Annotated in this window: 22 protein-coding genes; 19 read left to right on the top strand and 3 right to left on the bottom strand. The window is 34.3% G+C overall.

The window, feature by feature from the left end; genetic code table 11:
* Nucleotides 1-30: 30 nt before the first annotated feature.
* The gene (gene nudC, locus ACGH49_RS02710; protein ID WP_065607693.1) at nucleotides 31-834 is read left to right on the top strand and encodes an NAD(+) diphosphatase; all 804 of its coding nucleotides are present in this window, start codon (nucleotides 31-33) and stop codon (nucleotides 832-834) included.
* A 164-nt stretch (nucleotides 835-998) separates the two neighbouring features.
* On the opposite strand, the gene ACGH49_RS02705 is transcribed toward nudC, so the two are convergent.
* Together ACGH49_RS02705 and hemB are read right to left on the bottom strand one after the other, a co-directional pair.
* Entirely contained in the window at nucleotides 999-1769 is a 771-nt protein-coding gene (locus ACGH49_RS02705; RefSeq protein ID WP_411588154.1) for a transposase, read from the bottom strand.
* 281 nt (nucleotides 1770-2050) lie between these two features.
* Nucleotides 2051-3064 carry a porphobilinogen synthase gene (gene hemB / locus ACGH49_RS02700; RefSeq protein WP_411588153.1) on the bottom strand — a complete coding sequence of 338 codons (1014 nt, stop codon included), beginning with the start codon at nucleotides 3062-3064 and terminating at the stop codon, nucleotides 2051-2053.
* 185 nt (nucleotides 3065-3249) lie between these two features.
* Between hemB and rpsU the strand changes: the two genes are divergently transcribed.
* The 13 genes from rpsU (at nucleotide 3250) to ribD (ending at nucleotide 18802) form a co-directional block, all read left to right on the top strand.
* The gene (gene rpsU / locus ACGH49_RS02695) at nucleotides 3250-3465 is read left to right on the top strand and encodes a 30S ribosomal protein S21 (RefSeq protein WP_034882800.1); all 216 of its coding nucleotides are present in this window, start codon (nucleotides 3250-3252) and stop codon (nucleotides 3463-3465) included.
* Nucleotides 3466-3608: 143 nt separating this feature from the next.
* A complete protein-coding gene (gene dnaG / locus ACGH49_RS02690; protein WP_411588151.1) occupies nucleotides 3609-5390 on the top strand; it encodes a DNA primase in 1782 nt (593 codons plus the stop codon).
* Between the two features lie 80 nt (nucleotides 5391-5470).
* Nucleotides 5471-7312, top strand: coding sequence for an RNA polymerase sigma factor RpoD (gene rpoD / locus ACGH49_RS02685; RefSeq protein ID WP_065560489.1), 1842 nt, complete (start codon nucleotides 5471-5473; stop codon nucleotides 7310-7312).
* 73 nt (nucleotides 7313-7385) lie between these two features.
* Entirely contained in the window at nucleotides 7386-8357 is a 972-nt protein-coding gene (locus ACGH49_RS02680; protein WP_034914119.1) for a bile acid:sodium symporter family protein, read from the top strand.
* Nucleotides 8358-8427: 70 nt separating this feature from the next.
* Nucleotides 8428-9942, top strand: a complete 1515-nt coding sequence (gene pitA / locus ACGH49_RS02675) for an inorganic phosphate transporter PitA (RefSeq protein ID WP_411588150.1) — start codon at nucleotides 8428-8430, stop codon at nucleotides 9940-9942.
* A 65-nt stretch (nucleotides 9943-10007) separates the two neighbouring features.
* Complete coding sequence (gene uspA / locus ACGH49_RS02670; protein WP_065560491.1) at nucleotides 10008-10460, top strand: universal stress protein UspA; 453 nt, start codon at nucleotides 10008-10010, stop codon at nucleotides 10458-10460.
* 181 nt (nucleotides 10461-10641) lie between these two features.
* Nucleotides 10642-11397: an SDR family NAD(P)-dependent oxidoreductase gene (locus ACGH49_RS02665; protein WP_075524233.1), complete on the top strand. Its 756-nt coding sequence runs from the start codon at nucleotides 10642-10644 to the stop codon at nucleotides 11395-11397.
* Between the two features lie 138 nt (nucleotides 11398-11535).
* The gene (locus ACGH49_RS02660) at nucleotides 11536-11865 is read left to right on the top strand and encodes a hypothetical protein (RefSeq protein ID WP_411588149.1); all 330 of its coding nucleotides are present in this window, start codon (nucleotides 11536-11538) and stop codon (nucleotides 11863-11865) included.
* Nucleotides 11866-12212: 347 nt separating this feature from the next.
* Nucleotides 12213-14669, top strand: coding sequence for a bifunctional aspartate kinase/homoserine dehydrogenase I (gene thrA, locus ACGH49_RS02655; protein ID WP_411588148.1), 2457 nt, complete (start codon nucleotides 12213-12215; stop codon nucleotides 14667-14669).
* A complete protein-coding gene (thrB, locus tag ACGH49_RS02650) occupies nucleotides 14670-15608 on the top strand; it encodes a homoserine kinase (RefSeq protein ID WP_411588147.1) in 939 nt (312 codons plus the stop codon). It abuts the gene before it with no gap.
* Nucleotides 15609-15718: 110 nt separating this feature from the next.
* Nucleotides 15719-17008 carry a threonine synthase gene (gene thrC / locus ACGH49_RS02645; RefSeq protein WP_411588145.1) on the top strand — a complete coding sequence of 430 codons (1290 nt, stop codon included), beginning with the start codon at nucleotides 15719-15721 and terminating at the stop codon, nucleotides 17006-17008.
* Nucleotides 17009-17225: 217 nt separating this feature from the next.
* Nucleotides 17226-17678: a transcriptional regulator NrdR gene (gene nrdR, locus ACGH49_RS02640; RefSeq protein ID WP_065560389.1), complete on the top strand. Its 453-nt coding sequence runs from the start codon at nucleotides 17226-17228 to the stop codon at nucleotides 17676-17678.
* Between the two features lie 8 nt (nucleotides 17679-17686).
* Nucleotides 17687-18802: a bifunctional diaminohydroxyphosphoribosylaminopyrimidine deaminase/5-amino-6-(5-phosphoribosylamino)uracil reductase RibD gene (gene ribD, locus ACGH49_RS02635; protein WP_411588144.1), complete on the top strand. Its 1116-nt coding sequence runs from the start codon at nucleotides 17687-17689 to the stop codon at nucleotides 18800-18802.
* Between the two features lie 240 nt (nucleotides 18803-19042).
* Here the strand turns inward: ribD and hemW are convergent, their stop codons facing one another.
* Nucleotides 19043-20170, bottom strand: a complete 1128-nt coding sequence (hemW, locus tag ACGH49_RS02630) for a radical SAM family heme chaperone HemW (RefSeq protein WP_411588142.1) — start codon at nucleotides 20168-20170, stop codon at nucleotides 19043-19045.
* A gap of 180 nt (nucleotides 20171-20350) precedes the next feature.
* Here hemW and ACGH49_RS02625 point away from each other — a divergent pair, with 180 nt between their 5' ends.
* The 5 genes from ACGH49_RS02625 to mraZ all read left to right on the top strand — a co-directional run bounded on the left by ACGH49_RS02625 (nucleotide 20351) and on the right by mraZ (nucleotide 24746).
* Entirely contained in the window at nucleotides 20351-21223 is an 873-nt protein-coding gene (locus tag ACGH49_RS02625) for a D-hexose-6-phosphate mutarotase (RefSeq protein WP_411588141.1), read from the top strand.
* Between the two features lie 181 nt (nucleotides 21224-21404).
* On the top strand, nucleotides 21405-21689 hold the full coding sequence (rplY, locus tag ACGH49_RS02620; RefSeq protein WP_296208463.1) for a 50S ribosomal protein L25: 285 nt from the start codon (nucleotides 21405-21407) through the stop codon (nucleotides 21687-21689).
* Between the two features lie 181 nt (nucleotides 21690-21870).
* Nucleotides 21871-23331, top strand: a complete 1461-nt coding sequence (zwf, locus tag ACGH49_RS02615; protein WP_411588139.1) for a glucose-6-phosphate dehydrogenase — start codon at nucleotides 21871-21873, stop codon at nucleotides 23329-23331.
* 13 nt (nucleotides 23332-23344) lie between these two features.
* Nucleotides 23345-24043: a 6-phosphogluconolactonase gene (gene pgl / locus ACGH49_RS02610; RefSeq protein WP_411588137.1), complete on the top strand. Its 699-nt coding sequence runs from the start codon at nucleotides 23345-23347 to the stop codon at nucleotides 24041-24043.
* Nucleotides 24044-24299: 256 nt separating this feature from the next.
* Nucleotides 24300-24746, top strand: a complete 447-nt coding sequence (gene mraZ, locus ACGH49_RS02605) for a division/cell wall cluster transcriptional repressor MraZ (protein WP_296208470.1) — start codon at nucleotides 24300-24302, stop codon at nucleotides 24744-24746.
* Nucleotides 24747-24757 lie beyond the last annotated feature (11 nt).

Genomic DNA, 24757 nt, shown 5'->3' with positions numbered 1-24757 from the left:
TTTTTTGTTTTTATCTTTGGTGTTAATAATATGAATATACAGCAACAATTTAATTTGATAGGTAATGAAAACGGTTATTGGTTTGTAAGTGCTAATGGACGATTATGGTTGCCTAATGGTGAAGTTCCTGTTGGGCGTGCTGATGAATTTGGTTTTATCAATAAACTTGCTCAACCAATAGGTGAATGGAATGGGAAAACAGCTTGGCTGATTTGTGATGAAATGAAAAATGCGATGAGCTCAGTTCGTTCATTACTTGATAGAACAGATCAATCATTATTTAATTTAGCTGGTCGAGCAGTGCAACTTTCTGAGTTTTATCGTTCCCACAAATATTGTGGATATTGTGGACATGAGATGTATATCAGTAGCACGGAATGGTGTTGTCTATGCGATCACTGCAAAGAGCGTTATTATCCACAAATTTCACCATCTATTATTGTGGCTATTCGTCATAATAATAAAATTTTATTAGCAAAACATGTTAGGCATAATCAAGATAACTTATATACCGTTTTAGCTGGTTTTACTGAAATCGGCGAAACAATGGAAACAGCCGTTGAACGAGAAGTATTTGAAGAATCAAAAATAAAAATTAAAAATATTCGTTATGTTGGATCGCAACCTTGGCCATTTCCAAATTCATTAATGATGGCTTATTTAGCTGATTATGATAGTGGTGAAATAGTGGTAGATAAAAACGAACTCATTGAAGCAAATTGGTACCATTATACAGAGTTACCTAAAATTCCTGAGTATGGCACCATTGCTAGACGATTAATTGAGGATACAATTATACTTTGCCGCGAATATGATGAATATGGCAATGACTAATTATATTGAATTGTTCTTGTTAGATTAACTGTTTTTGATTCGTCACTGTTTGATGCTAATTAAAAGCTTTTGTTAATGTTTTTTTAAATTACGGGTTTGCGTTATATATGCGTTATCTTTTTCTAGAGCTAATATACTGAACATTTTCTTTTTATCCTATTTTCTTATTTATTTTTACACCAAATAGCAAGCGCTTCACATTGCCAATCTATCATCATGTAGTACCAAGCTGAACGCCATTTACGAACTGTATCATTGTGTAAATTTAGAGCTTTTCCTATTTGTGAATTATTAGCTCCAGAAACAAGTAAATCAATGAATTGTAGCCACAATTCAGGTTTGGGTATACGGTTTAAACCAGTGTTGCTTAAAAGGTTAAAGCTATGTCGACATCGCTTACAGCGATAGCAAGTGCGAGAACCTATTTTGGTTGTTTCGTTAGAACCACAGTGTTTACAAGTTGGATTTTGTTCATTCAATAAGGCGGTTACTTTAGCTTTAATGGTGCTATATTGTTCCTCTAAAGATGGCATTAACTTAGTTTGTTTTTGATGTATATACCAGCTATGTAATGATGGATAATGGTTTTGAAGATAGTTAATAATAGCTCGATCTCGTCGTGTAACTTTTTCGAGTGAGGTTTCGAGTCGGTCCGCAATTTCTTTATAACCCATTTTATTTATTCGGTTAATAAAAATAAACTCAAACCAATTATAAGGCATTAAACGATTGAAAGGAGTATTGGTTGAAACGGTAAAATATTTATGACAGCCTTTGCAACGATATGTTTTATTAGGTTTTGAACGAATTATATAGAATTCAGTTTTTTTACAAAAGGGACAAGATTGCACATGTTGTGATGTTAATTTTTCTAGGTCATGATGAAAAGCTTTAAATTCATCATGTAATTCGTTCGGTACGAGTTCATAAATCATTTTTATTCCCTTATCGCTTATCCTAGTAAATATTATCAGATTTTTACGTAAACATATAGCTTCCCTGAAACTTTTTTACACTTTCTAGTAAAGTATAATAATTGACTTAGTATAAATATGATAATTAATGTTTATTATAGATTTCTTAGACTGGTGAATTAAGAAGAAGTAAAAAATTGCTCTAAAATAGTATGATTGATAATGTGATTTGATGAATATGAGATGCTATATAGGTAATTAAATGCTCTTTCCTATTTGGAAAGAGCAGCATTTAAAAAATATTATTTTTGCTGATGCAACCATTCGGCTACTTGTTTGGCAAAATAGGTTAATACGCCATCGGCACCTGCACGTTTAAAGCAAAGTAAAGATTCCATAATTGCTGATTTTTCATCTAACCAACCGTTTTGAATTGCCGCTGTTAACATAGCATATTCGCCAGAAACTTGATAAGCAAAAGTTGGGACGGCAAAAGTTTCTTTCACTCTTCGAACAATATCAAGATAAGGCATACCAGGTTTAACCATGACCATATCTGCGCCTTCACTTAAATCTTGATAGATTTCTTGTAATGCTTCATTACTATTAGCAGGATCGAGTTGATAAGTTTTTTTATTACCACCTTTAATATTTTTTGCTGATCCGACAGCATCACGAAAAGGGCCATAAAAACTTGATGCGTATTTTGCGGAATAAGCCATAATTTGTGTGTTAAAAAAACCGTGCTTTTCGAGTTTGTTACGTATTGCTCCAATGCGTCCATCCATCATGTCACTTGGCGCAATAATATCTACACCTGCTTGAGCTTGCATTAACGCTTGTTTAACAAGCGTTTCAACAGAGATATCATTTTGTACATACCCTTGTTCATCAATAATGCCATCTTGTCCATGCGTGGTATATGGATCAAGTGCGACATCAGTTAGTACACCGAGCTCTGGAATTTCTTTTTTTAATGCTCGAACAGCTTTTGGTACTAACCCATTTTCGTTATATGCTTCTTGTGCTAATAAAGATTTTTTTGATGGTTCAATAGCAGGAAATAGTGAAAGAACAGGAATTCCTAGTTTAGCTACTTGTTCCGCTTCTTTTAACAATACGTCAATACTCATTCGATTAACGTTTGGCATCGAGGTAATTGATTCAGTAATATTATTGCCTTCAACAATAAAAACTGGATAGATTAGATCGTTGACCGTCAAACTATGTTCTGCAACCATACGACGACTAAAGTCATGGGCACGATTACGGCGTAAGCGGCGCTTTGGATATTGACCAGTAATTAATGATGACATGAAATACTCCTGTTTATTTTCAATTAGATTTGTTTTATTATCTGACCCTATATGCTTATTAGCAAATTAATTTGTTATCTTATAATAATTCTATTTTTTACTTTACAACATATATCGATTGAGGGTAAAATTGCGCACTAATTTTAATCCCTTGTGATATTAAACAAATTTGAGGTGAGAGGCACATGCCAGTAATTAAAGTACGTGAAAATGAACCTTTCGATGTAGCGTTACGTCGTTTCAAACGTTCGTGTGAGAAAGCAGGAGTTTTAGCTGAAGTTCGTAATCGTGAATTTTACGAAAAGCCAACTACTATTCGTAAAAGAGCTAAAGCAGCAGCTGTTAAACGCCATGCTAAAAAATTAGAAAGAGAAAACGCTCGTCGTACTCGCTTATATTAATCTTTTAAGATTATTTATACTGAAAACTAGAATTGATATTAAAAATCAATTTATTATCTTTTTGATATAAAGAATTCTAACAAGCCGTATTTTGATACGGCTTGTTGTCTTTTTATAACACCATAATTGGTTAAAGTTTTATCATGAAAGGTCTTATTCCTCGCGATTTCATCTTGGATCTAACTGCTCGAACCAACATCCTTGATGTGATTGGCAAACGGGTTAAAATGAAAAAAAAGGGGAATAATTATTTTGGTTGTTGCCCTTTTCATGATGAAAAAACAGCTTCTTTTTCTCTTAATGAGAAAAAACAGATCTTTTATTGTTTTGGATGTGGCGCATCAGGATCTGTTGTTAATTTTCTAATGCAATATGAGCGGTTATCTTTTCCTGAAGCTATTGAAGAATTAGCTAGCTTGCAAGGAATTCGTGTCCCTTATATTGATGACGATAAAAATCAAATTGATCAAGCAAAGCACATTGAATCTAGAAATGTACGTCGAGATCTATATACTTTGATGGGCAAAATCACCGATTTTTATCAGCAACAATTAGCATTATCTACATCCACTGATGCTCAAAAATACCTTGAGCAACGGGGACTCAATGCAGAAATTATAGCACGGTATAGAATTGGTTTTGCGCCTAATGACTGGCGTTTAACTTCACAAAGTGTGGTTAAAACAAAAGCTGAAGAAGCACTTTATGAACAAGCCGGTATGCAAGTCAGCCACGATAGGGGTAATCAATATGACCGTTTTCGTGGAAGAATCATGTTTCCTATTCGCGATAGACAAGGCAATGTTATAGCGTTTGGTGGAAGAACTATCATTAATGATTCTGCAAAATATATTAATTCACCAGAAACCCCCATATTTCATAAAGGCTTTCAACTTTACGGACTTTATGAAACGCTAGAAGTCAATCGTAATCCTCAACAACTGATGGTGGTTGAAGGCTATATGGATGTGGTTTCGCTTGCTCAATATGGCATTGATTATGCTGTTGCTGCTTTAGGTACGGCTACATCAGAGGAGCATATTAAATTATTATTTAGAGCAACAGATTCGGTAATATTTTGTTATGACGGCGATAATGCTGGACGAAGCGCTGCTTGGCGGGCACTTAATGTTTTATTACCTTGCTTAATCGATGGTAAGAAAATAACTTTTGCTTTTTTACCTCAAGATGAAGATCCTGATAGTTTTGTGCGTAAAGTCGGTAAGGATAATTTTGAAAAATATTTAAATGAATCTTCAAATTTGTCGAAATTTTTATTTGATGAACTTTTGAAACAGGTTGATTTAAAAACAGCTGAAGGAAAAGCAAAATTGAGTTCGCTAGCTTTACCGCTACTTGATCAAATTAAGGCAAAAGCCTTTAGATTAAATTTATTGCAGAAGCTCGGTAATTATTTAGGTTTACTTGATGTATCTCAATTAGAACAATTAATTCAAGAAAATCGTTCCCAACGTGATGAAAAGGCAAATGAAAAAACGCCTACATCACAAATGAAATTAACAACGATGCGAGTTTTAATTGGTTTATTACTTCAATATCCTAATCTTGCAGAGCAAGTTTCTGATATAAATGTGATTCGCCAGGTTAAAATGGCCGGGATCGAGATTTTTGTTGAATTACTTGAACTATGTCAACGTTATCCCAATATAACTACTGCACAAATATTAATAGAGTGTATGGATAGACCGTTTTATAAGCAGTTGAATCGTTTATCCACCTGGGAGTGTCATTATCAAGATGGCGAAATAGGCTCAATTTTTTCACATACTTTAAAAGAGTTATATGATAATATACTCGCCCAAAGGCAAGATGAACTAATCGCAAAAGAGAGAGTCTCCGGCTTAAGCACCGCAGAGAAAAAAGAATTGGCGACTTTAATACTTGTTTTATCAAAAAAAGACTAAATATATAGAATACGTGTAGATTCCAGATATTGTTCTACATGCATAATATAAATGACCAAATAACTAAAATGGATACCTTTATGGAGCAAAATTCTCAATCACAGTTAAAACTCCTAATCATTCGAGGTAAGGAGCTAGGATACCTGACCTATGCTGATGTCAACGATCACTTGCCTGAAGAGATTATTGATTCAGATCAGATTGAAGATATTATCCAAATGATTAATGATATGGGGATTCAAGTTCTTGAAGAAGCCCCTGATTCTGATGAGTTATTACTTTCAGATAATGTCCCTGATGAAGAGGCCGTTGAAGCAGCAACAGCATTAGTATTATCTAATGTTGAGTCAGAAATTGGTAGAACAACCGATCCTGTTCGTATGTATATGCGTGAAATGGGGGCGGTTGAACTGTTAACGCGTGAAGGCGAAATTGATATTGCTAAGCGTATTGAAGATGGCATTAATCAAGTGCAAACTTCAGTATCGGAATATCCAGAAGCAATAACTTATCTTTTAGAGCAATATAATTTAATCGAAAGCGGACAAGTTCGTTTATCTGATTTGATTACAGGTTTTGTTGATCCAAATGCTGAAGAAGTTGCTGAAGAGTTACCTGAAGATTTAGAGGTTAGTGAAACCGAAATTGAAATTGATGATAGCGATGATGAGAGCGAGGATGACGAAAACGAGGCATCAACTGATGATGATGTTTCTATCGATCCCGAAGTTGCTAAAGCTAAATTTGCCGAATTAAAAGAGCAGCACGACAAAACGTCTGATGCTATTAAAAAATATGGTCGAGCTCATAAAAAAGCACAACAAGAGATCGAAAACCTATCAGAAATATTTAAACAATTCCGCTTAGTTGCTAAGCAGTTTGATATTCTTGTTAATAACATGAGAAGCATGATGGAGCGTGTTAGAACTCATGAACGTGTTATTATGAAGATTTGTGTTGAAAAATGCAAAATGCCGAAAAAACTGTTTATGACTTATTTTACCGGCAACGAAAATAACATGGATTGGTTTAAGAAAGCTTTAACGTCGAAAGGTGCGTTTGCGGCTAATTTAAAAGATTTTGAAACTCAAATTGCTGCGCAAGTTGATTTGCTACAACAAATCGAAACTGAAACAAGCCTTTCTATTGAGCAAATTAAAGATATTAATCGCCGTATGTCTATTGGTGAAGCTAAAGCTCGTCGAGCTAAAAAGGAAATGGTTGAAGCTAACTTACGACTAGTTATTTCTATTGCGAAAAAATACACCAACCGAGGATTACAATTCTTAGATCTTATCCAAGAAGGTAATATTGGCTTGATGAAAGCAGTTGATAAATTTGAATATCGTCGTGGTTATAAATTCTCAACTTATGCAACTTGGTGGATAAGACAAGCAATTACTCGTTCTATAGCTGACCAAGCAAGGACAATCCGTATTCCGGTACATATGATTGAAACAATTAATAAGTTAAATCGTATTTCTCGCCAAATGTTACAGGAAATCGGTCGTGAACCAACACCTGAAGAGTTATCTGAACGCATGCAAATGCCTGAAGATAAAATTCGTAAAGTGCTTAAAATTGCTAAAGAGCCAATTTCTATGGAAACACCAGTTGGTGATGACGAAGATTCGCATTTAGGTGATTTTATTGAAGATACAGCTCTTGAGCAACCGCTAGATGCGGCGACTTCTGAGAGTTTACGTAGCGCAACTCGCGATATTTTATCAGGATTAACGCCTAGAGAAGCGAAAGTGTTACGTATGCGATTTGGTATTGATATGAATACAGATCATACGCTAGAAGAAGTTGGTAAGCAATTTGATGTAACTCGTGAACGTATTCGTCAAATTGAGGCTAAGGCGCTGAGAAAATTACGTCATCCAAGTCGATCTGATGTGCTTCGTAGTTTCTTAGAATAAATTTTATCTTTCTTGTATATCGCCACTTTTGTGGCGATTTTTTTATTCTTGTTAATCAAAGATATTAAAAATCATGAATATATTTCAACGTGTTAAGATTGATTCATTCTTATTGATTCTAATTTGTGTTGTGATTACAGCTAGCTTTTTTCCTTGTGAAGGGCAGGCTAAAACGGTTTTTGAATACCTTACAACTTTTGCTATTGGCTTGCTATTTTTTATGCATGGTGCAAAACTTTCTTTTCAAGCAATTGTCTCTGGTATAAAAAATTGGCGATTACATTTGTTAATATTTACAACTACATTTGTAATATTCCCAGTTTTAGGCATGATGATGCAGTTATTAGTGCCCACTTTTTTATCACATGATATTTATTTAGGTTTTGTTTATCTTTGTGTTTTACCAGCAACAGTGCAGTCTGCAATAGCATTTACTTCAATAGCTAAAGGTAATGTGGCAGCAGCTATTTGCAGTGCCTCAGCATCAACGTTATTGGGGGTGTTTATTACCCCGCTTTTAGTTGGATTGTTAATACATACTCAAACCTCGGCATCAATGAACATAATTGATGCCATTACCTCTATTATGCTGAAACTGATGTTGCCTTTTGTTGTCGGGCATTTATCTAGACGTTTTATTGGTCAATGGGTAGATAAGTATAAAAATATTATTTCTAAAACAGATCGTTTGTCGATTTTATTAGTGGTTTATGTCGCGTTTAGTGATGCAGTTGTTAATGGTATATGGTCGCAAGTCGGTTTTTTATCTTTGTTAAATATTATATTTTTCTCAATTATTCTGTTAGTTATAGTTTTATTTATTACCACTTATAGTGCAAGATTTTTTGGTTTTAGCAAACAAGATGAAATCACAATTGTATTTTGTGGTTCAAAAAAGAGCCTAGCAAGTGGTATTCCAATGGCAAGTGTTATCTTCCCCATGTCGATGATGGGTATTTTGATCCTACCTTTAATGATCTTTCATCAAATCCAATTAATGATTTGTGCTTTTTTGGCGGCACGTTATGCTAAACGAAAAATGTAAAAAATTGTTTTGCTCATTAGCTTATTCTCAAGGATAATAGTGGCGCTAATTAACAACAGAAAGATATATTATGTTTCATCTATTTGCTGATTTAGAATTTTCAACCATTATATTATTAGTCTTAGCTTTACTTTTTGTACTCTTTTATGAGGCTATTAATGGATTTCATGATACTGCTAATGCTGTTGCCACTGTTATTTATACAAGGGCATTGAAAGAACAACTTGCCGTTTTTATGGCCGGAGTATTTAATTTCTTTGGCGTACTACTTGGTGGGCTTAGTGTGGCTTATGCTATAGTGCATTTGTTACCAACTGATTTATTACTTAATGTAAGCTCTGCTCATGGGCTTGCTATGGTATTTTCTATTTTATTTGCAGCAATCATTTGGAATTTAGGTACTTGGTTTGTTGGTATTCCTGCATCAAGTTCACATACTTTAATTGGTTCTATTATTGGCGTAGCACTTGCAAATGCATTGGTTATGGATACATCAATTATTGATGCGCTTAATATTCCTAAGATGATTCAAATCTTTTTATCCTTGATTGTTTCACCAATAGTTGGTCTTGTTATTGCTGGGTTAATGATTTTTTGTCTGCGTAAGTATTGGACACGTAAAGGGCAAAGTAAAAAAAGTAGTAAAAAAAGAGAACGCATCTTTATGACTCCAGAGCAGCGAGAAAAACTTTATGGTAAGAAAAAGCCACCTTTTTGGATCCGAATAATGCTTATTATTTCTGCTGCAGGTGTGAGTTTTTCTCATGGTGCTAATGATGGACAAAAAGGTATTGGTTTATTAATGTTAGTATTGATGGGTATTGCTCCTGCTGGCTTTATTGTTAATATGAATGCGTCTACCTATGATATTACTAACACTCGTAATGCTATTGATAATATTCAGGAGTACTTTGTTACTCACAATGATGATCTAACTACGATAATAGGTAAACAACCTGCATTAGACACAAGTATTCCAGAAGGCGATTTGAATAAGTATCATTGTGACTATTCACATTCATTTATCACACTGAGTATTGCTCATAATTTATTTAATAAAATGAATAATTATGAATCACTCACTGTTGAACAACGTTCACAAGCTAGACGCATATTATTATGTTTATCGGATACTGTTTCGCATGTTGCTAAACAAGCTAATGTAACAGCAGAGGAAAAACAATATCTGAAATCTTTGAATAACGATTTACTTAAAACTGTTGAATATGCGCCGATTTGGATCATTATTTCGGTAGCTTCAGCGCTAGCGATTGGAACAATGATAGGATGGCGTCGTGTAGCTATTACTATTGGTGAAAAAATTGGTAAAAAAGGGATGACTTATGCACAGGGCGTGTCGGCACAAATCACTACGGCTTTATCAATTGGGATTGCAAGTTATACAGGTATGCCTGTTTCAACAACTCAAGTTCTTTCTTCATCTGTGGCAGGTACAATGATTGTTGATGGTGGTGGCGTTCAAAGTAAGACCATTAAAAATATTGCATTAACTTGGATTTTAACACTTCCAATTTCAATTTTGTTATCTGGGTCACTTTTTTGGCTTGCTCAAAAATTGATTTAGTAGTAAAAAGAGAGTATCAATTTTGTAGTTTTATCTGACCGTTAAATTGGAAGGAGTAATGTATCATGGCTTATAAACACATATTAGTTGCAGTAGATTTATCACCTGAAAGTGAAGTTCTTGTCGAAAAAGCAGTTTCTATGGCTAGGCCATATAATGCTCAAATATCTTTGATTCATGTTGGTATTAATTATTCGGATCTTTATACTGGTTTAGTTGATATTAATATGAATGATATGAAAGACCGAATTACTGAAGATGCGCATATTGCATTAAATAAACTAGCCAATGATGCGGGATATCCTATAGCTCATACTCTTTCTGGGAATGGCGAATTTGACCAAGTATTAATCGAAGCAATTCATGAATATGGCGCTGATCTTGTCGTGTGTGGTCATCATCAGGATTTTTGGAGTAAGTTAATGTCTTCTGCTCGTCAACTTATCAATAATACACATATTGATACTTTGATTGTTCCGCTAAAAGATGAAGAACTAGCAGAAGAACCTGCTAAATGAAGTATTAAATATCAACCCGCTTAATTAGCGGGTTTTTTTATAGATATTAGATAGTTTTTTGTAAAAAACTTTCCGGTAACTATGTGTTTCAGTATATTTTTATTTACTACTTTTTGTTTATACATATAGTCGTTTATCGAAATATACTCCAATTTTAACTTAGTTTATAAGGGGATTTAATATGAATATAGCTTTGGTTACTGGTGCATCCTCTGGATTTGGGCAAGCTATCTGCCGTAAGCTTATAGCAGATGGTTATAAAGTTGTAGGCGTAGCTAGACGTGCAGATAAACTACAAAACCTTGCAGATGACTTAGGTGCTAATTTCTTTTCATTACCATTAGATATAACTAAAAAAGATGCAGTAAATACTATTTTATTGCAACTACCAAATGAATTTAAGCCCATAGATATTTTAATAAATAATGCAGGTCTAGCATTAGGTTTAGAACCTGCTTATGAAGCAGATTATAACGATTGGGAAACAATGATTGAAACTAACATTATTGGGCTAGTAAATCTAACTCGACAAATTTTACCAGAAATGGTTGAGCGCAATTTTGGTTATATTATTAATCTTGGATCTGTGGCTGGTACTTATGCTTATAAAGGCGGAAATGTTTATGGTGCATCTAAAGCTTTTGTTAAACAATTTAGTGCTAATTTGCGTACCGATTTGTTAGGAAAAAAGGTTAGAGTCACTAATATCGAACCGGGATTATGTGGTGGTACAGAGTTTTCAAATGTTCGCTTTCATGGCGATAACCAGAAAGCCGCACAGGTTTATCAAGGTGTTGAATTTATTACTCCAGAAGATATAGCTAATACTGTGTCTTGGTTAATTAATACACCAAATCATTTTAATGTTAACTCAATTGAAATAATGCCTGTTGCACAAGCATCGGCAGGATTGTCTGTTTGTAAAGAGGCTAAATAATATAACTTTCATTATTAAGTTTTTTTGCTGATTTTTAGCGAAAATTAAAAAAATTTGTTTGGCAAACAAAATAGACTTGCACTTATGCTAATGGGTTGTTATTCTTTCCTCATGTGATTTTGATTGAGGTTTATGGCAATGACATTTTCTGAAGTAACGAAAACATTTGCAACGAGCTTGCCTGGTACTGATAGTTATGTAAAGTTAAGAAAGGCAATGAGAGCATTAATTCAAGAAGATCCAAAAAATGCATCGGTTTATTTTTTGATTTTTGGATTTGCTCGTACATATGTTATGTTATATGAAGATCAAGAAGTATCGCCGCAATTTGCCGAAGATAATCAAAAGCTAATGTTATCGTATCTTAATATTTTAGATGAGGCATTAAAAAAACAAGATGAAAAGTGCATATATCAAGCATTGAATAAAGTTGTTAATGAATACGAAAATAGCAAAAAGTTTTTTTAAAATTACAGCCTGACATGAAAATGTCGGGCTGTTTTGTTTTTAGTTTAATTAAATATTTCTTAGGAAAAATCATGATAATTTTAGTTAGTATGACAGGAATTATTAGCACCTTAGGTACTATTATGCGATCTAGGGTGGGTTGATTTTTCCAATAAATATTAAAAAACCCGCCCCTTAAAGGCGGGTTTTTATTTTGCATGGAACTAAAGTAGTTAATCTGTGCAAAAAAATTAAAAATAGAATTAGCATGATAAGACTACAAGATTTTTGATACCTATAAATAAGTTCTAAAAACTATAATTATAGATAGTAATGGGCATAAACTAAGATAATAAGTAAGGTGTGATATGAAAGTTTTAAAATTTGGAGGAACATCTGTTGCTAACGCAGAACGCTTTTTGCGAGTTGCAGAAATTATTGAAAATAATGCTAAACAAGAGCAAACCGCCACTGTTTTATCGGCACCGGCTAAAATTACCAACTATTTAGTAGCCATGGTTGAAAAAACGGTTGCTGGGCAAGATATCAAAAGTAACATTTATGATGCTGAAAAGATATTTGCAGATCTATTAACAGGTCTTGCAAAAGCTCACCCTAATTTTGCTTATGAAGCGATGAAGCATTTTGCTCTTAATGAATTAAAGCATGTTAAGCAATTACTTGAAGGTATCCGTTTACTCGGTCAATGTCCTGATAGTATCAATGCATCAATTATTTGTCGTGGAGAAAAGCTATCAATTGCTATTATGCAAGAACTTCTCAAAGCAAGAGGCCATACGATCACGGTAATAGATCCTGTTGCTATGCTTATTGCAGAAGGTGATTATTTAGAATCGACTGTTAATATACCTGAATCGACTCATCGAATTGCTGAAATGCACATTCCACAAGATAATTTTATTCTAATGCCCGGTTTTACCGCCGGTAATGAAAAAGGTGAATTAGTTGTGCTTGGACGAAATGGTTCTGATTATTCTGCAGCCGTATTAGCAGCTTGTTTAAGAGCAAATAGCTGTGAAATATGGACCGATGTTGATGGAGTTTATACTTGTGATCCCCGTATTGTACCAGATGCCAAATTACTAAAAACAATGTCTTATCAAGAGGCGATGGAACTTTCATATTTTGGAGCAAAAGTGCTTCATCCAACAACTATTTTACCTATTGCCCAATTTCAGATTCCTTGTTTAATCAAAAATACAAATAATCCTGATGCGCCAGGCACATTAATTGGTGCTAATATTGTTGACTCAACCACACCTGTAAAAGGTATTACCAATTTAAATAACATGGCAATGATCAATGTTTCAGGTCCTGGATTAAAAGGTATGGTTGGTATGTCGGCACGTGTTTTTTCTGCGATGTCTTATGCTGGCATTTCAGTTGTACTTATTACTCAATCATCATCTGAATACAGCATTAGTTTTTGTGTGCCACAAACAGAACTTTATCGTGCAGAAGAAGCTTTAAGTGATGAATTTTTCTTAGAATTAAAAGATGGATTACTTGAACCGATCGAGGTGATTGAAAGGCTTGCTATTATCTCTGTAGTAGGTGATGGCATGCGTACCTTACGTGGTTTATCAGCTAATTTCTTTACAGCATTAGCCAGAGCTAATATTAATATTGTTGCTATAGCACAAGGTTCATCTGAACGCTCAATTTCAGTTGTAGTTGATAATGATGTTGCTGTAATGGGCGTTCGTGTTGCGCATCAGATGTTATTTGGTACTGATAAAATGCTTGATGTCTTTGTTATTGGTGTTGGTGGGGTCGGTGGTGCGCTTGTCGACCAAATTGGACGTCAACAGAAATGGCTTAAAAACAAACAGATTGATTTGCGAGTATGTGGTTTGTTTAACTCTAAACACAGCATAACCAATAGAGACGGTATTGATCTTAGTAATTGGCGTGATCAAATCAAACAGAGTGATACTAAATATTCATTAGATAGTATTATTGAGTTTGCCAAATCTAATCGATTACTTAATCCGATTCTCGTTGATTGTACTTCTAGTAGCGAAGTATCTGACAAATACGCTGATTTTTTAGCTAATGGCTTTCATGTCGTTACACCAAATAAAAAAGCAAATACTAGCTCAATGGCTTACTATTTACGCTTACGCCAAGAAGCTGCAAAAAGTAAGCGTAAATTCCAATATGATACCAATGTAGGGGCTGGGTTACCGGTAATTGAAAATCTTCAAAATCTACTTAATGCAGGTGATGAGTTAATCAAGTTTTCGGGAATTCTATCTGGATCGCTTTCTTTTATATTTGGTAAACTTGATGAAGGCATGTCACTGTCTGAAGCAACTAAATTGGCTAAAGAGAAAGGTTTTACTGAACCTGATCCTCGAGACGATCTATCTGGAACCGATGTAGCTAGAAAGTTACTTATTTTAGCTAGAGAATCAGGTTTACAATTAGAATTGGATCAAATCAATGTCGAATCCGTATTACCTCCTGAATATGCACAAGGTAGCATTGATGATTTCATGGCCAAATTACCGCAGTTAGATGCACAGTTTAAAGCAAAATCTGAACAAGCAGCAAAAGGAGGTAAAGTTCTACGTTATGTGGGTAGCATAGAAAACCATCAATGCAGTGTTAGAATTGAAGCTGTCGATAGTGAAGATCCTCTTTATAAAGTCAAAAATGGCGAAAATGCCTTAGCTTTTTATACTCGTTATTATCAACCTATTCCTCTTGTATTACGTGGTTATGGTGCTGGTAATGATGTTACTGCAGCAGGTGTTTTTGCTGATATTTTACGTACAACATCAGGTAAAATCGGAGGTTAAATGAGTCATAAATCTTTAACTGTTTATGCGCCTGCATCAATGGCTAACATTAGCGTCGGTTTTGATATATTGGGCGCAGCAATTAGCCCGATTAGTGGCGCTATGCTTGGTGACTGTATTACAGTTAAATCTGCTAACGAATTTTCCCTTACTAGCAAAGGTCAATTTGTCAAAAAGCTACCACGTGATCCAAAATGTAATATTGTATTTCAATGTTGGCAGCGATTTTGTCAAGCAATGGGTAAAACTTTACCTGTTAGTATGACTCTTGAAAAAAATATGCCAATTGGCTCTGGTTTAGGTTCAAGTGCGTGCTCAGTAGTTGGTGCATTGGTTGCATTAAATGAGTTTTTTGATAAACCTTTTAATGAATTTGAAATGTTATCCATGATGGGAGAACTTGAAGGTCGTATTTCGGGCAGTGTGCATTATGATAATGTTGCGCCATGCTATTTAGGTGGGATGCAACTTATTCTTAATGAGATGGATATTATTAGTGAGTCGATTCCGCATTTTGATGATTGGTATTGGGTGATGGCTTATCCAGGAATAAAGGTATCAACGGCTGAAGCACGTGCAATTTTACCTGCTCAATATCAAAGGTCTGATTGTGTAACACATGGTCGCTATGTGGGGGGATTTTTGCATGCTTGTCATACCAAACAACCTAAGCTGGCTGCCACAATGCTTTTTGATAATATTGCTGAGCCTTATCGTAAACAATTATTACCTAATTTTGATGAAACTCAAAAACGGGTTAAGCAACTTGGTGCTTTGTCATCGGGTATTTCAGGTTCAGGGCCAACAATGTTTGTGATTGCAGATAAACTTGAAACAGCTCAGCAAATTGAATTATTACTTAAAAAATATTATTTGCAAAATGATGAAGGTTTTACTCATATTTGTAAAATTGATACTCAAGGAACAAGAGTTATTTAATGTTTACTATAAAAAGTAGAGTTAAATATAACAAAAATGCCAACTATTATTGAACAAGTTGATATTACGAAGAGTGAAATATTACAGCATAAAGATAACCGGAAAATATTATGAAATTATATAACTTAAAAGATCATTCCCAGCAAGTTAGCTTTGCACAAGCAGTTCAACAAGGATTAGGAAGAGGACAAGGTTTATTCTTTCCTCAACAATTACCTAAATTTTCATCATCCGAAATTGAGTCGTTATTAAAACTTGATTTCATTACTCGAAGTGCCAAAATCTTATCTGCTTTTATTGGTGATGAGATTAGCTGTGATGATATGCATAGACTTGTTAAAAATGCATTTCAATTCCCTGCTCCAATAACTTCTGTGGAAGCAGACATTGGTTCATTAGAACTATATCATGGACCAACATTAGCATTTAAAGATTTTGGTGGACGCTTTATGGCGCAAGCTTTAGTGCAAGTTGCTGCTGACAAAAAAATTACTATTTTGACTGCTACTTCTGGCGATACTGGTGCGGCTGTTGCTCATGCGTTTTATCATTTACCAAATATTCGCGTCGTGATTTTATACCCAGAAGGTAAAATTAGTCCATTACAAGAAAAGTTATTTTGTACTTTAGGTGATAATATACATACAGTTGCTATTCAAAGTGACTTTGATGCGTGTCAAGCCTTAGTTAAAAAAGCATTTGATGATGAAGATTTGAAAAAAACAATCGGTTTAAACTCCGCTAACTCAATTAATATTAGCCGATTATTAGCACAAATCTGTTACTATTTTGAAGCTTTTGCACAACTCACATCAATCCAACGTGAACAGCTGGTTATCTCTGTACCGAGTGGCAATTTTGGTGACTTAACAGCAGGTCTACTTGCGAAAACAATGGGACTACCTATTAAACGCTTTATTGCCGCAACGAATGCCAATGATACAGTACCTCGTTATTTAGAAACCGGTAAGTGGGAACCTCACGCAACCATTGCAACATTATCGAATGCAATGGATGTAAGCCAACCAAATAACTGGCCACGTATCGAAGAGATTTATAAGCGTGAGGGATGGGATCTTAAATCACTCGGTCATGCTACTGTTTCGGATGAAGTTGCTAAGCAAACTGTTTGTGAACTTGATCAAAAAGGTTACTTATCTGAACCTCATGGTGCAATTGCTTATCGAGCACTGCGTGATCAGTTACAAGAGGGTGAATATGGACTATTTTTAGGTACGGCACATCCTGCTAAATTTAAAGAAGTGGTTGAAGATATTTTAGGTAAATCAGTTCCATTGCCTAAAGAGTTAGCAGAGCGAGCTGATATGACGTTACTTTCTCATTGTATGCCTGATGATTTTGCTAAATTAAGAGATTTTCTCATTAAATTAAATTGGTAAGTGTTTTATGCCACCAAAAAGGTGGCTAATTTTTGAATGTTTAGTGAATCTTCATCATCTTATATTTTAATACTATCGATGATAAAACTAACATTTAAGGTGAATAAACCATACTTTTTTTCTAGTATAGTGATTAACGTTACAACAATTAGACCCTTGTTTAAATCAAAATTTTCAGATATTGTAATGATTATTTTGTTGCCGTAAGGATACATTTATGCACTGTCCTTTTTGTAATGCAGATGATACAAAGGTGATCGATTCTCGTCTTGTTGGTGAAGGATTTCAAGTCCGACGTAGACGGCAATGTGTTGAATGTAATGAAAGATTTACTACATTTGAAGTTGCTGAATTAATTATGCCTAATGTCATTAAAAGCAATAAAGTTCGCGAACCATTCAATGAAGATAAATTACGTAATGGTATGAAAAGGGCTCTTGAAAAACGTCCAGTGAGTTTTGATGCCATTGAAGATGCGATTACACGTATAAAATCTAAACTAAGAGCAACAGGTGAACGTGAAGTCCCAGCAAAATTAATTGGTGACTATGTGATTGAAGAACTTAAAAATCTAGATAAAATTGCTTATATTCGTTTTGCTTCGGTTTATTTTAGTTTTGACGATATCGAACAATTTAGTAATGAAATTGCTAAGTTACAACAAAAATAATCAACAATATGACTGCAATTTGCAATAAAGATTACTTCTATATGCAACAAGCCATTGATTTGGCTAAGCTTGGTCGTTTTACAACAACACCAAATCCTAATGTTGGCTGTGTCATTGTTAAAGATGATCAAATAATTGGCAAAGGTTATCACCAAAAAGCTGGTGAGCCTCATGCCGAAGTTCATGCACTAAAAATGGCTGGTGATGAGGCAATCGGCGCAATAGCTTATGTGACATTAGAGCCTTGTAGTCATTTTGGTCGAACACCTCCTTGTGCTGATGCGCTTATTAAAGCTGGCATCATTCGTGTAGTAATTGCGATGCAAGATCCTAACCCTAATGTTGCAGGTAATGGTATTAAACGCTTAAAAGAAGCAGGAATAGATGTCACCATTGGCGTTTTAACTGAGCAAGCAGAAGCTATTAATAAAGGCTTTTTAAAACTCATGAGAACAGGTTTGCCTTATATTCAACTTAAACTAGCCGCCTCATTAGATGGTAAAATTGCCATGGCATCTGGTGAAAGCAAATGGATAACATCAAATAAGGCAAGAGAAGATGTGCAACAGTTCCGAGCTCAAGCAAGCTGTATTTTAAGTACTCGTGCGACCGTGCAAGCTGATAATGCAAGTTTAACAGTTAGATATAACGAATTACCTGATGAAATAAAAAAAATCTACCTACCGGAAAAAATTCGGCAACCTATTCGTGTAATTATTGACAGTCAAGATCAGCTAATAGGTACTGAAAATATTTTCAATCAGCCAGGTGAAACATGGGTAGTACGAAAAAAAGATAGCCTTATTGCAAAACAAAATACCAAATTAATTATAGAATCATCTAGTTGTAAACAAATAGATTTATCTAAATTGTTTGCATTATTAGCCGAAAAACAAATAAATTCGGTTTGGGTTGAAGCTGGTGCTCATCTGGCTGGAGCTCTAATAGAACAAGATTTAGTGGATGAATTAATTATTTATTATGCACCAAAATTACTTGGTCATAATGCGTTAGATATGTGTATATTGCCAAATCTGCAAAAGCTTTCATTAGCACCACAATTTCAATTTGAATCGATTGTGATGATAGGTGAAGACCTTCGGGTTATCTTGAAAAGAAAGTAACTTCTAATTCCAAATTTTATTAAAGTTGAATGTAAAAAACCCAATAACAAGGTTATTGGGAAAACATAAGGAATAGGAAAACAATGAAATAATGCATTGTCGAAAAACAGTATGTACTTTTTTCTAAAAAAAGTCTGTAAAGATATATGAATGATTAATTAAATAGTTTGTATCTATCATGTTAAATAAATGTAAAGAATAATATTATTTAAAATAAGTCAAAATATTTCAAATAATTATCTATAGAAATATCTCTAATAACGAATTCAAAAATAGCTTCCCATGGTCAGTTATCAGCCAGTTTTGTTTATCATCAATTAAATAGCTTTTTTCAATGGCAGTCGTTATTTGTTTTTCAACTGAGTGTAAAGGTAAATAAGTCCGTTGCTCAAATTCGTGTTTAGGAGTTGGTTCAAAAAGTCTAAAACGATTCATAAAAAATTCAAAAGGTAATTCCTCTTTTGGAACTGTATAATATTTATCTAAATAACGTCCCTCTAAATATCCTTTTGGGTGACGAGTTTTTATAGTGCGAATAATTTTCCCATCAGGTTGCGTTAATTTACCATGAGCGCCACATCCAATACCTAAATAGTCTCCAAATCGCCAATAATTTAAGTTATGTTGGCATTGGGATCCTTCTTTAGCATAAGCAGAAGTTTCATATTGTTGGTAACCACTTTTAGTTAATAATTGATTACCTTGTTGATAAATTTCCCAAAGTTTATCATCATCAGGTAAAACTGGTGGTTTTGAACCAAATAGCGTATTTGGCTCAATCGTTAATTGATACCAAGATAAATGCGGTGGTGCAATAGCAATGGCTTGTTTTAGGTCATATAGAGCATCATCAATACTTTGATTTGGCAAACCATGCATTAAATCTAAATTAAAACTTCTTAAATTTAATGTTTTGGCAATTTTTCCGGCTGTGATTGCTTCTTTGGGATCATGTACCCGTCCTAATTTAACAAGTTTATCGGTCTGAAAACTTTGCACGCCAATTGATATTCGGTTTATACCTGCTTGCTGATAGCCATTAAATCTTTCTATATCAACAGAATTTGGGTTAGCTTCAATGGTGATTTCGGCATCTTTATGTATTGGGATGATCTCATTTATATTTAATAATAATTTATCAATCAACTCGGCTGAAAATAGACTAGGTGTACCTCCACCGATAAAGATTGAATGAATTGAGCGATTTGAACAGAAAATTGTATCGTTTTGTAGGTCTTTAAGTAAATGCTCTATATAAGATTCATAATTTGGCGTTTTTTTTATGGTATGTGAATTAAAATCGCAATAGGGACATTTTTGTACGCACCATGGCATATGAATATATAAACTTAATGGGATTTTATACATAAACGTAGTGTTACCTGAAACTTTTTGACAAAAACAATTAGAGTGCTGTTTCACTATTTATAGTGCTTTATTTTACTCCAATTCTTTAAAAAATGCTTTTGCATCTATTATGTTTTTATTATTAACTTAAAAAGTATACAATTATCAATAATTTGTTAAATTTATTATTTAGGAGTAAATATGAGTATATGTAAAGAGATTTTAGATAGTAGCTTATCAGGTGTATCCTTAAGCCCATCAATTAAACAATCAATTTATGGTGAACTGCCAATTTTAGTTATTAATCATAGCACTTGTTGTGCTGCCGTTGCATTACAAGGTGCACACTTATTATTTTGGCAACCATCTACTGAAAAAACACCAGTTGTTTGGCTGAGTAACAAAACAAATTTTAAAAAAGGCGTAGCTATTCGAGGTGGAGTGCCTGTTTGTTGGCCTTGGTTTGGTCAGTTAGGCAATCCTTCTCATGGTTTTGCACGCATTGTCGAATGGACATTAGATTCATGTAAAGAGGACGAGCAAGGCGTTACCCTTGTTTTATCGCTCACTAATAATCCGCAGACAGAATCTTATTGTAGCAAACCTTTCTCGGTATCATTAAATCTTCATCTAGGTAAAACTTGTGAAGTTTCTTTAAGCTGCTCAGCAGATTTTGATGTAACTAGTGCTCTACATACCTATTTTGGAGTTGATAATATTGATAGTGTTGTAGTCAAAGGTTTAGGTGAAGCTTACCAAGAACGACTTGCTGCTGAAAACAAACCAACGACTGTAGGTCAATTGACATTTAATCAAGAAGTCGATCGTATTTATACCAATGCAAGTAATCAAATCACTGTTACTGATGGCACTCGAACAATTCAATTAACTAATACTAATGTAAGTGATGTTGTTACTTGGAATCCATGGATAAATAAAGCTAAATCAATGGGAGATTTTGGTGATGATGAGTATAAATCTATGGTTTGTGTCGAAGCAGGTTGTATTACAAAACCATTAAAGTTATTACCGAATAAAAAATCAACTTATGGTTTTAAAATAGAATTGATCTAAGTGTGCATATAATATTCTATATACGTAATCAATATTTTACTGATTTGTAATATGATTAATTGATTGCGTTTAGAGGGATAACACTTTATAATCGCCAACGCTTTTTAAAGTACTAGTTTGATAGCCAATTACTGGGTCGCCTGTAATTGGTTTCTATTTTAAATAATTAAGAGAAATTAATATGTTTACATTCAAAGCTGAAGTTAGAAAAGAGCATGGTAAGGGTGCGAGCCGCCGCCTGCGTCACGCTGGTAAATTCCCAGCCATTATTTATGGTGGAACTGAACCTGCAGTCTCTGTTGTGCTTGATCACAACCAAGTTTTTAATATGCAAGAAAAACCAGAATTTTATTCTGAAGTGTTAACTGTTGAAGTTGACGGAAAAGCAGTTAAAGTAAAAGTGCAAGCAGTACAACGTCATGCATTTAAACCAAAATTAGTTCATATGGATTTTGTACGAGCATAATTTGCTTATTGGGAAATTACCCAATAACTTGTTTCAAGCAAAAGGTCACCCAGAGGTGGCCTTTTTGTTTTAGAGTAAATAAAGGATAATGCCTATTACTATGATTTATCCTATTAATCGGGTGTACACCAACCATTCAACATAATAGAATAATTACATTATACCATCGTAGGAGAAAACCATGTCTGATATCCCAGCTTGCGATTTAGTTATTTTTGGTGCTAAAGGGGATTTGACAAGACGTAAATTATTACCGTCTTTATATCAATTAGAAAAGTACGGAAAACTACCTGAACAAACAAAGATTTTAGGCGTAGGGCGTGCTGATTGGGATCATGTTGCTTATTGTGAGGTAGCAAAAGAAGCGCTAATCTCGTTTATGCCGGAACCGTTAGACGATAATATTTGGCAACGATTTAGCCAACGATTGGACTTTCATAAACTAGATGTTAATGATAGTGCTGGTTTTGAAGGATTGAAAAATAAACTTGATTTGAATCATCCAGCTATTTTCTATTTTGCAATGCACCCGGGTGCTTTTGGGACTATTTGTCAAGGTTTAGCTGCTGCAGGATTAAATCAATCGCAAAACCGCATTGTGATGGAAAAACCACTTGGAACAGATCTCAAGTCATCTCGTGAAATCAATGATTCGGTGGCTAAATTCTTTAGTGAGTCGCAAGTTTATCGTATTGATCATTACTTAGGTAAAGAATCAGTATTAAACCTATTAGCCTTACGATTTGCTAATACAGTGTTTGCGTCATTTTGGGATCGTAATTCTATTGATCATGTTGAAATTACGGTTGCTGAACAAGTAGGTATTGAAGGCCGTTGGGGATATTTTGATAAAGCTGGTCAAATGCGTGATATGGTACAAAACCATTTATTACAAATATTAACCATGATTGCCATGTCCCCACCTGCTAATCTTGAAGATGATAGTTTGCGCAATGAAAAGATAGCTGTACTTAATGCGCTTAGACCAATTAACAAATCCAATATTCGTGAAAAAGTAGTTAGAGGGCAATATACAGCAGGTTTTGTTAATGGTGTTAATGTGCCGGGATATTTAGAAGAAGATGGCGCAAATCAAAAAAGTAATACTGAAACATTTGTTGCAATTCGAGTTGATATTGATAACTGGCGCTGGGCAGGTGTTCCTTTTTATTTACGTACTGGTAAGCGCTTACCAAGTAAATGTTCTGAAGTTGTAGTTTATTTCAAACCATTACCGCTTAATTTATTTAGTGAATTTTATCCAGAATTACCACAAAATAAATTGACGATTCGTTTACAACCTGATGAAGGTATGGATATTGAAATCCTAAATAAAGTACCAGGGTTGGATAGTAATCATAATTTACAAACCACTAAACTTGATTTAAGTTTCAGCGAAACTTTTCACCAACAAAGTGCTGATGCCTATGAGCGTTTATTACTTGAAGTTATGCGTGGGCGTCAAGCATTATTTGTTCATCGTAATGAAGTTGAAGCTGCATGGAAATGGGTTGATTCAATTATTAGTGCATGGGAATCAGAAAATGATGCCCCAAAAACCTACCAAGCTGGCACTTGGGGACCAGTCGCATCCGTTGCCTTAATCACTAAAGATGGGCATTCATGGCACGAATTTGAATAAAGGAAAAATAACTATGTTTACGTTAAATAAATATCAAAACAGTCAATTATTGATCGAAGATTTAACCTCGCATATCGTCAATGAATTAAAACAGGCCATTGTACAAAAAGGACATGCTTCTATTGCTGTTTCGGGGGGGAAAACACCTATTCCATTATTTGTTTCACTAAGTCAACAAAATATAGAATGGAGCCGGGTTTTTATTACGTTGGTGGATGATAGATGGGTTGATGATACTGATGATGCTAGTAACGAAAAGTTAGTGAACACTTATCTATTACAAAATAATGCTAAATTGGCTAATTTTGTCGGTTTAAAAAACAGTTGTGACAATCCATTTGATGGCGCAGAAATGACTGACAAGGTGTTAGATAAAATTCCGATGCCATTTGATGTAATTGTTTTAGGTATGGGAGAAGATGGGCATACTGCCTCATTATTCCCAGGCGCAGCTAATTTGGCTAACGGTTTAGATATGAAATCTGGACGGAAAGTTGTTGGTATGACGCCATTAACAGCACCACTAGATCGTATTACATTAACATTGCCAGCTATTTTAAATAGCAAAAATATCTACCTACATTTAGTTGGTGAAAGCAAATTGTGTGTATTAGAACAAGCCGAAAAAAATAATGATGTTAATCAAATGCCTATTCGTGCCGTTTTGCAGCAGGATAAAGTTAATATAACCGGGTTTTGGACCGCATCTTAAATTCCTTTCAGTTTTATTTGCCGATTTAAATCGGCAAATCCCCCTCTCTCATCTCTTTTTTAACTATCAATTTATTTCCTATATAAAAAATCTAGAAGACTCTTTTAAATGATTTATAAATTAATTCTTTAAATACCTATTAATTTGTTAAATTTTGTGGTAAAAAGTGGGGTTAAGTGGTAAAAATGGGTTTTCTGATTAACGTTTTGATTTTTATTAATTAAAATTTAAATAAATTATAAAGAAAGATACCTTTATGTTTAGTGGTGCAATTTCAATTAATTTAGATAATAAAGGGCGGTTAGCTATTCCTACTCGCTACCGAGAGTTCTTATCTGAAGGTATGGTTTGCACAATTGGTTTATACCATCCTTGTTTGACACTTTATTCAATGTCCGAATGGAAATGTATTGAACAGCAACTTGCAACTTTATCAACCATTGTTGAAACTGAACGTAGAATAAAAAGATTGTTATTGGGTTATGCAACTGAGTGCCTAATGGATAATTCTGGACGAATTTTATTGTCACCTACATTGCGTACTTATGCAAAATTAGAAAAAAATACAATGTTTGTTGGTCAATCTAATAAATTTGAAATTTGGGATGAGGCAAGTTGGTATCAGCAAATTAATGATGATATTGCTTCATTATCAAGCGATATTGAAAACTTATCAGATGATTTGAAAAATTTAACTATTTAATAAGAGTAAAG

It is taken from the genome of Gilliamella sp. BG7 (genome assembly GCF_046635565.1).
In the GTDB taxonomy this organism is placed as follows: domain Bacteria; phylum Pseudomonadota; class Gammaproteobacteria; order Enterobacterales; family Orbaceae; genus Gilliamella; species Gilliamella apicola_P.
This window is presented reverse-complemented; position numbering and strand designations above follow the sequence as displayed.

What these genes read in the sequence shown, in the direction of transcription:
- thrC (WP_411588145.1), top strand. Translation starts at nt 15,719, where the DNA reads ATGAAATTATATAACTTAAAAGATCATTCCCAGCAAGTTAGCTTTGCA.
- pgl (WP_411588137.1), top strand. Translation starts at nt 23,345, where the DNA reads ATGTTTACGTTAAATAAATATCAAAACAGTCAATTATTGATCGAAGAT.
- thrA (WP_411588148.1), top strand. Translation starts at nt 12,213, where the DNA reads ATGAAAGTTTTAAAATTTGGAGGAACATCTGTTGCTAACGCAGAACGC.
- ACGH49_RS02660 (WP_411588149.1), top strand. Translation starts at nt 11,536, where the DNA reads ATGACATTTTCTGAAGTAACGAAAACATTTGCAACGAGCTTGCCTGGT.
- ACGH49_RS02665 (WP_075524233.1), top strand. Translation starts at nt 10,642, where the DNA reads ATGAATATAGCTTTGGTTACTGGTGCATCCTCTGGATTTGGGCAAGCT.
- hemW (WP_411588142.1), bottom strand. Translation starts at nt 20,170, where the DNA reads ATGTATAAAATCCCATTAAGTTTATATATTCATATGCCATGGTGCGTA.
- uspA (WP_065560491.1), top strand. Translation starts at nt 10,008, where the DNA reads ATGGCTTATAAACACATATTAGTTGCAGTAGATTTATCACCTGAAAGT.
- nudC (WP_065607693.1), top strand. Translation starts at nt 31, where the DNA reads ATGAATATACAGCAACAATTTAATTTGATAGGTAATGAAAACGGTTAT.
- ACGH49_RS02625 (WP_411588141.1), top strand. Translation starts at nt 20,351, where the DNA reads ATGAGTATATGTAAAGAGATTTTAGATAGTAGCTTATCAGGTGTATCC.
- hemB (WP_411588153.1), bottom strand. Translation starts at nt 3,064, where the DNA reads ATGTCATCATTAATTACTGGTCAATATCCAAAGCGCCGCTTACGCCGT.
- rpoD (WP_065560489.1), top strand. Translation starts at nt 5,471, where the DNA reads ATGGAGCAAAATTCTCAATCACAGTTAAAACTCCTAATCATTCGAGGT.
- ribD (WP_411588144.1), top strand. Translation starts at nt 17,687, where the DNA reads ATGACTGCAATTTGCAATAAAGATTACTTCTATATGCAACAAGCCATT.
- ACGH49_RS02680 (WP_034914119.1), top strand. Translation starts at nt 7,386, where the DNA reads ATGAATATATTTCAACGTGTTAAGATTGATTCATTCTTATTGATTCTA.
- ACGH49_RS02705 (WP_411588154.1), bottom strand. Translation starts at nt 1,769, where the DNA reads ATGATTTATGAACTCGTACCGAACGAATTACATGATGAATTTAAAGCT.
- dnaG (WP_411588151.1), top strand. Translation starts at nt 3,609, where the DNA reads ATGAAAGGTCTTATTCCTCGCGATTTCATCTTGGATCTAACTGCTCGA.
- rpsU (WP_034882800.1), top strand. Translation starts at nt 3,250, where the DNA reads ATGCCAGTAATTAAAGTACGTGAAAATGAACCTTTCGATGTAGCGTTA.
- pitA (WP_411588150.1), top strand. Translation starts at nt 8,428, where the DNA reads ATGTTTCATCTATTTGCTGATTTAGAATTTTCAACCATTATATTATTA.
- nrdR (WP_065560389.1), top strand. Translation starts at nt 17,226, where the DNA reads ATGCACTGTCCTTTTTGTAATGCAGATGATACAAAGGTGATCGATTCT.
- rplY (WP_296208463.1), top strand. Translation starts at nt 21,405, where the DNA reads ATGTTTACATTCAAAGCTGAAGTTAGAAAAGAGCATGGTAAGGGTGCG.
- zwf (WP_411588139.1), top strand. Translation starts at nt 21,871, where the DNA reads ATGTCTGATATCCCAGCTTGCGATTTAGTTATTTTTGGTGCTAAAGGG.
- thrB (WP_411588147.1), top strand. Translation starts at nt 14,670, where the DNA reads ATGAGTCATAAATCTTTAACTGTTTATGCGCCTGCATCAATGGCTAAC.
- mraZ (WP_296208470.1), top strand. Translation starts at nt 24,300, where the DNA reads ATGTTTAGTGGTGCAATTTCAATTAATTTAGATAATAAAGGGCGGTTA.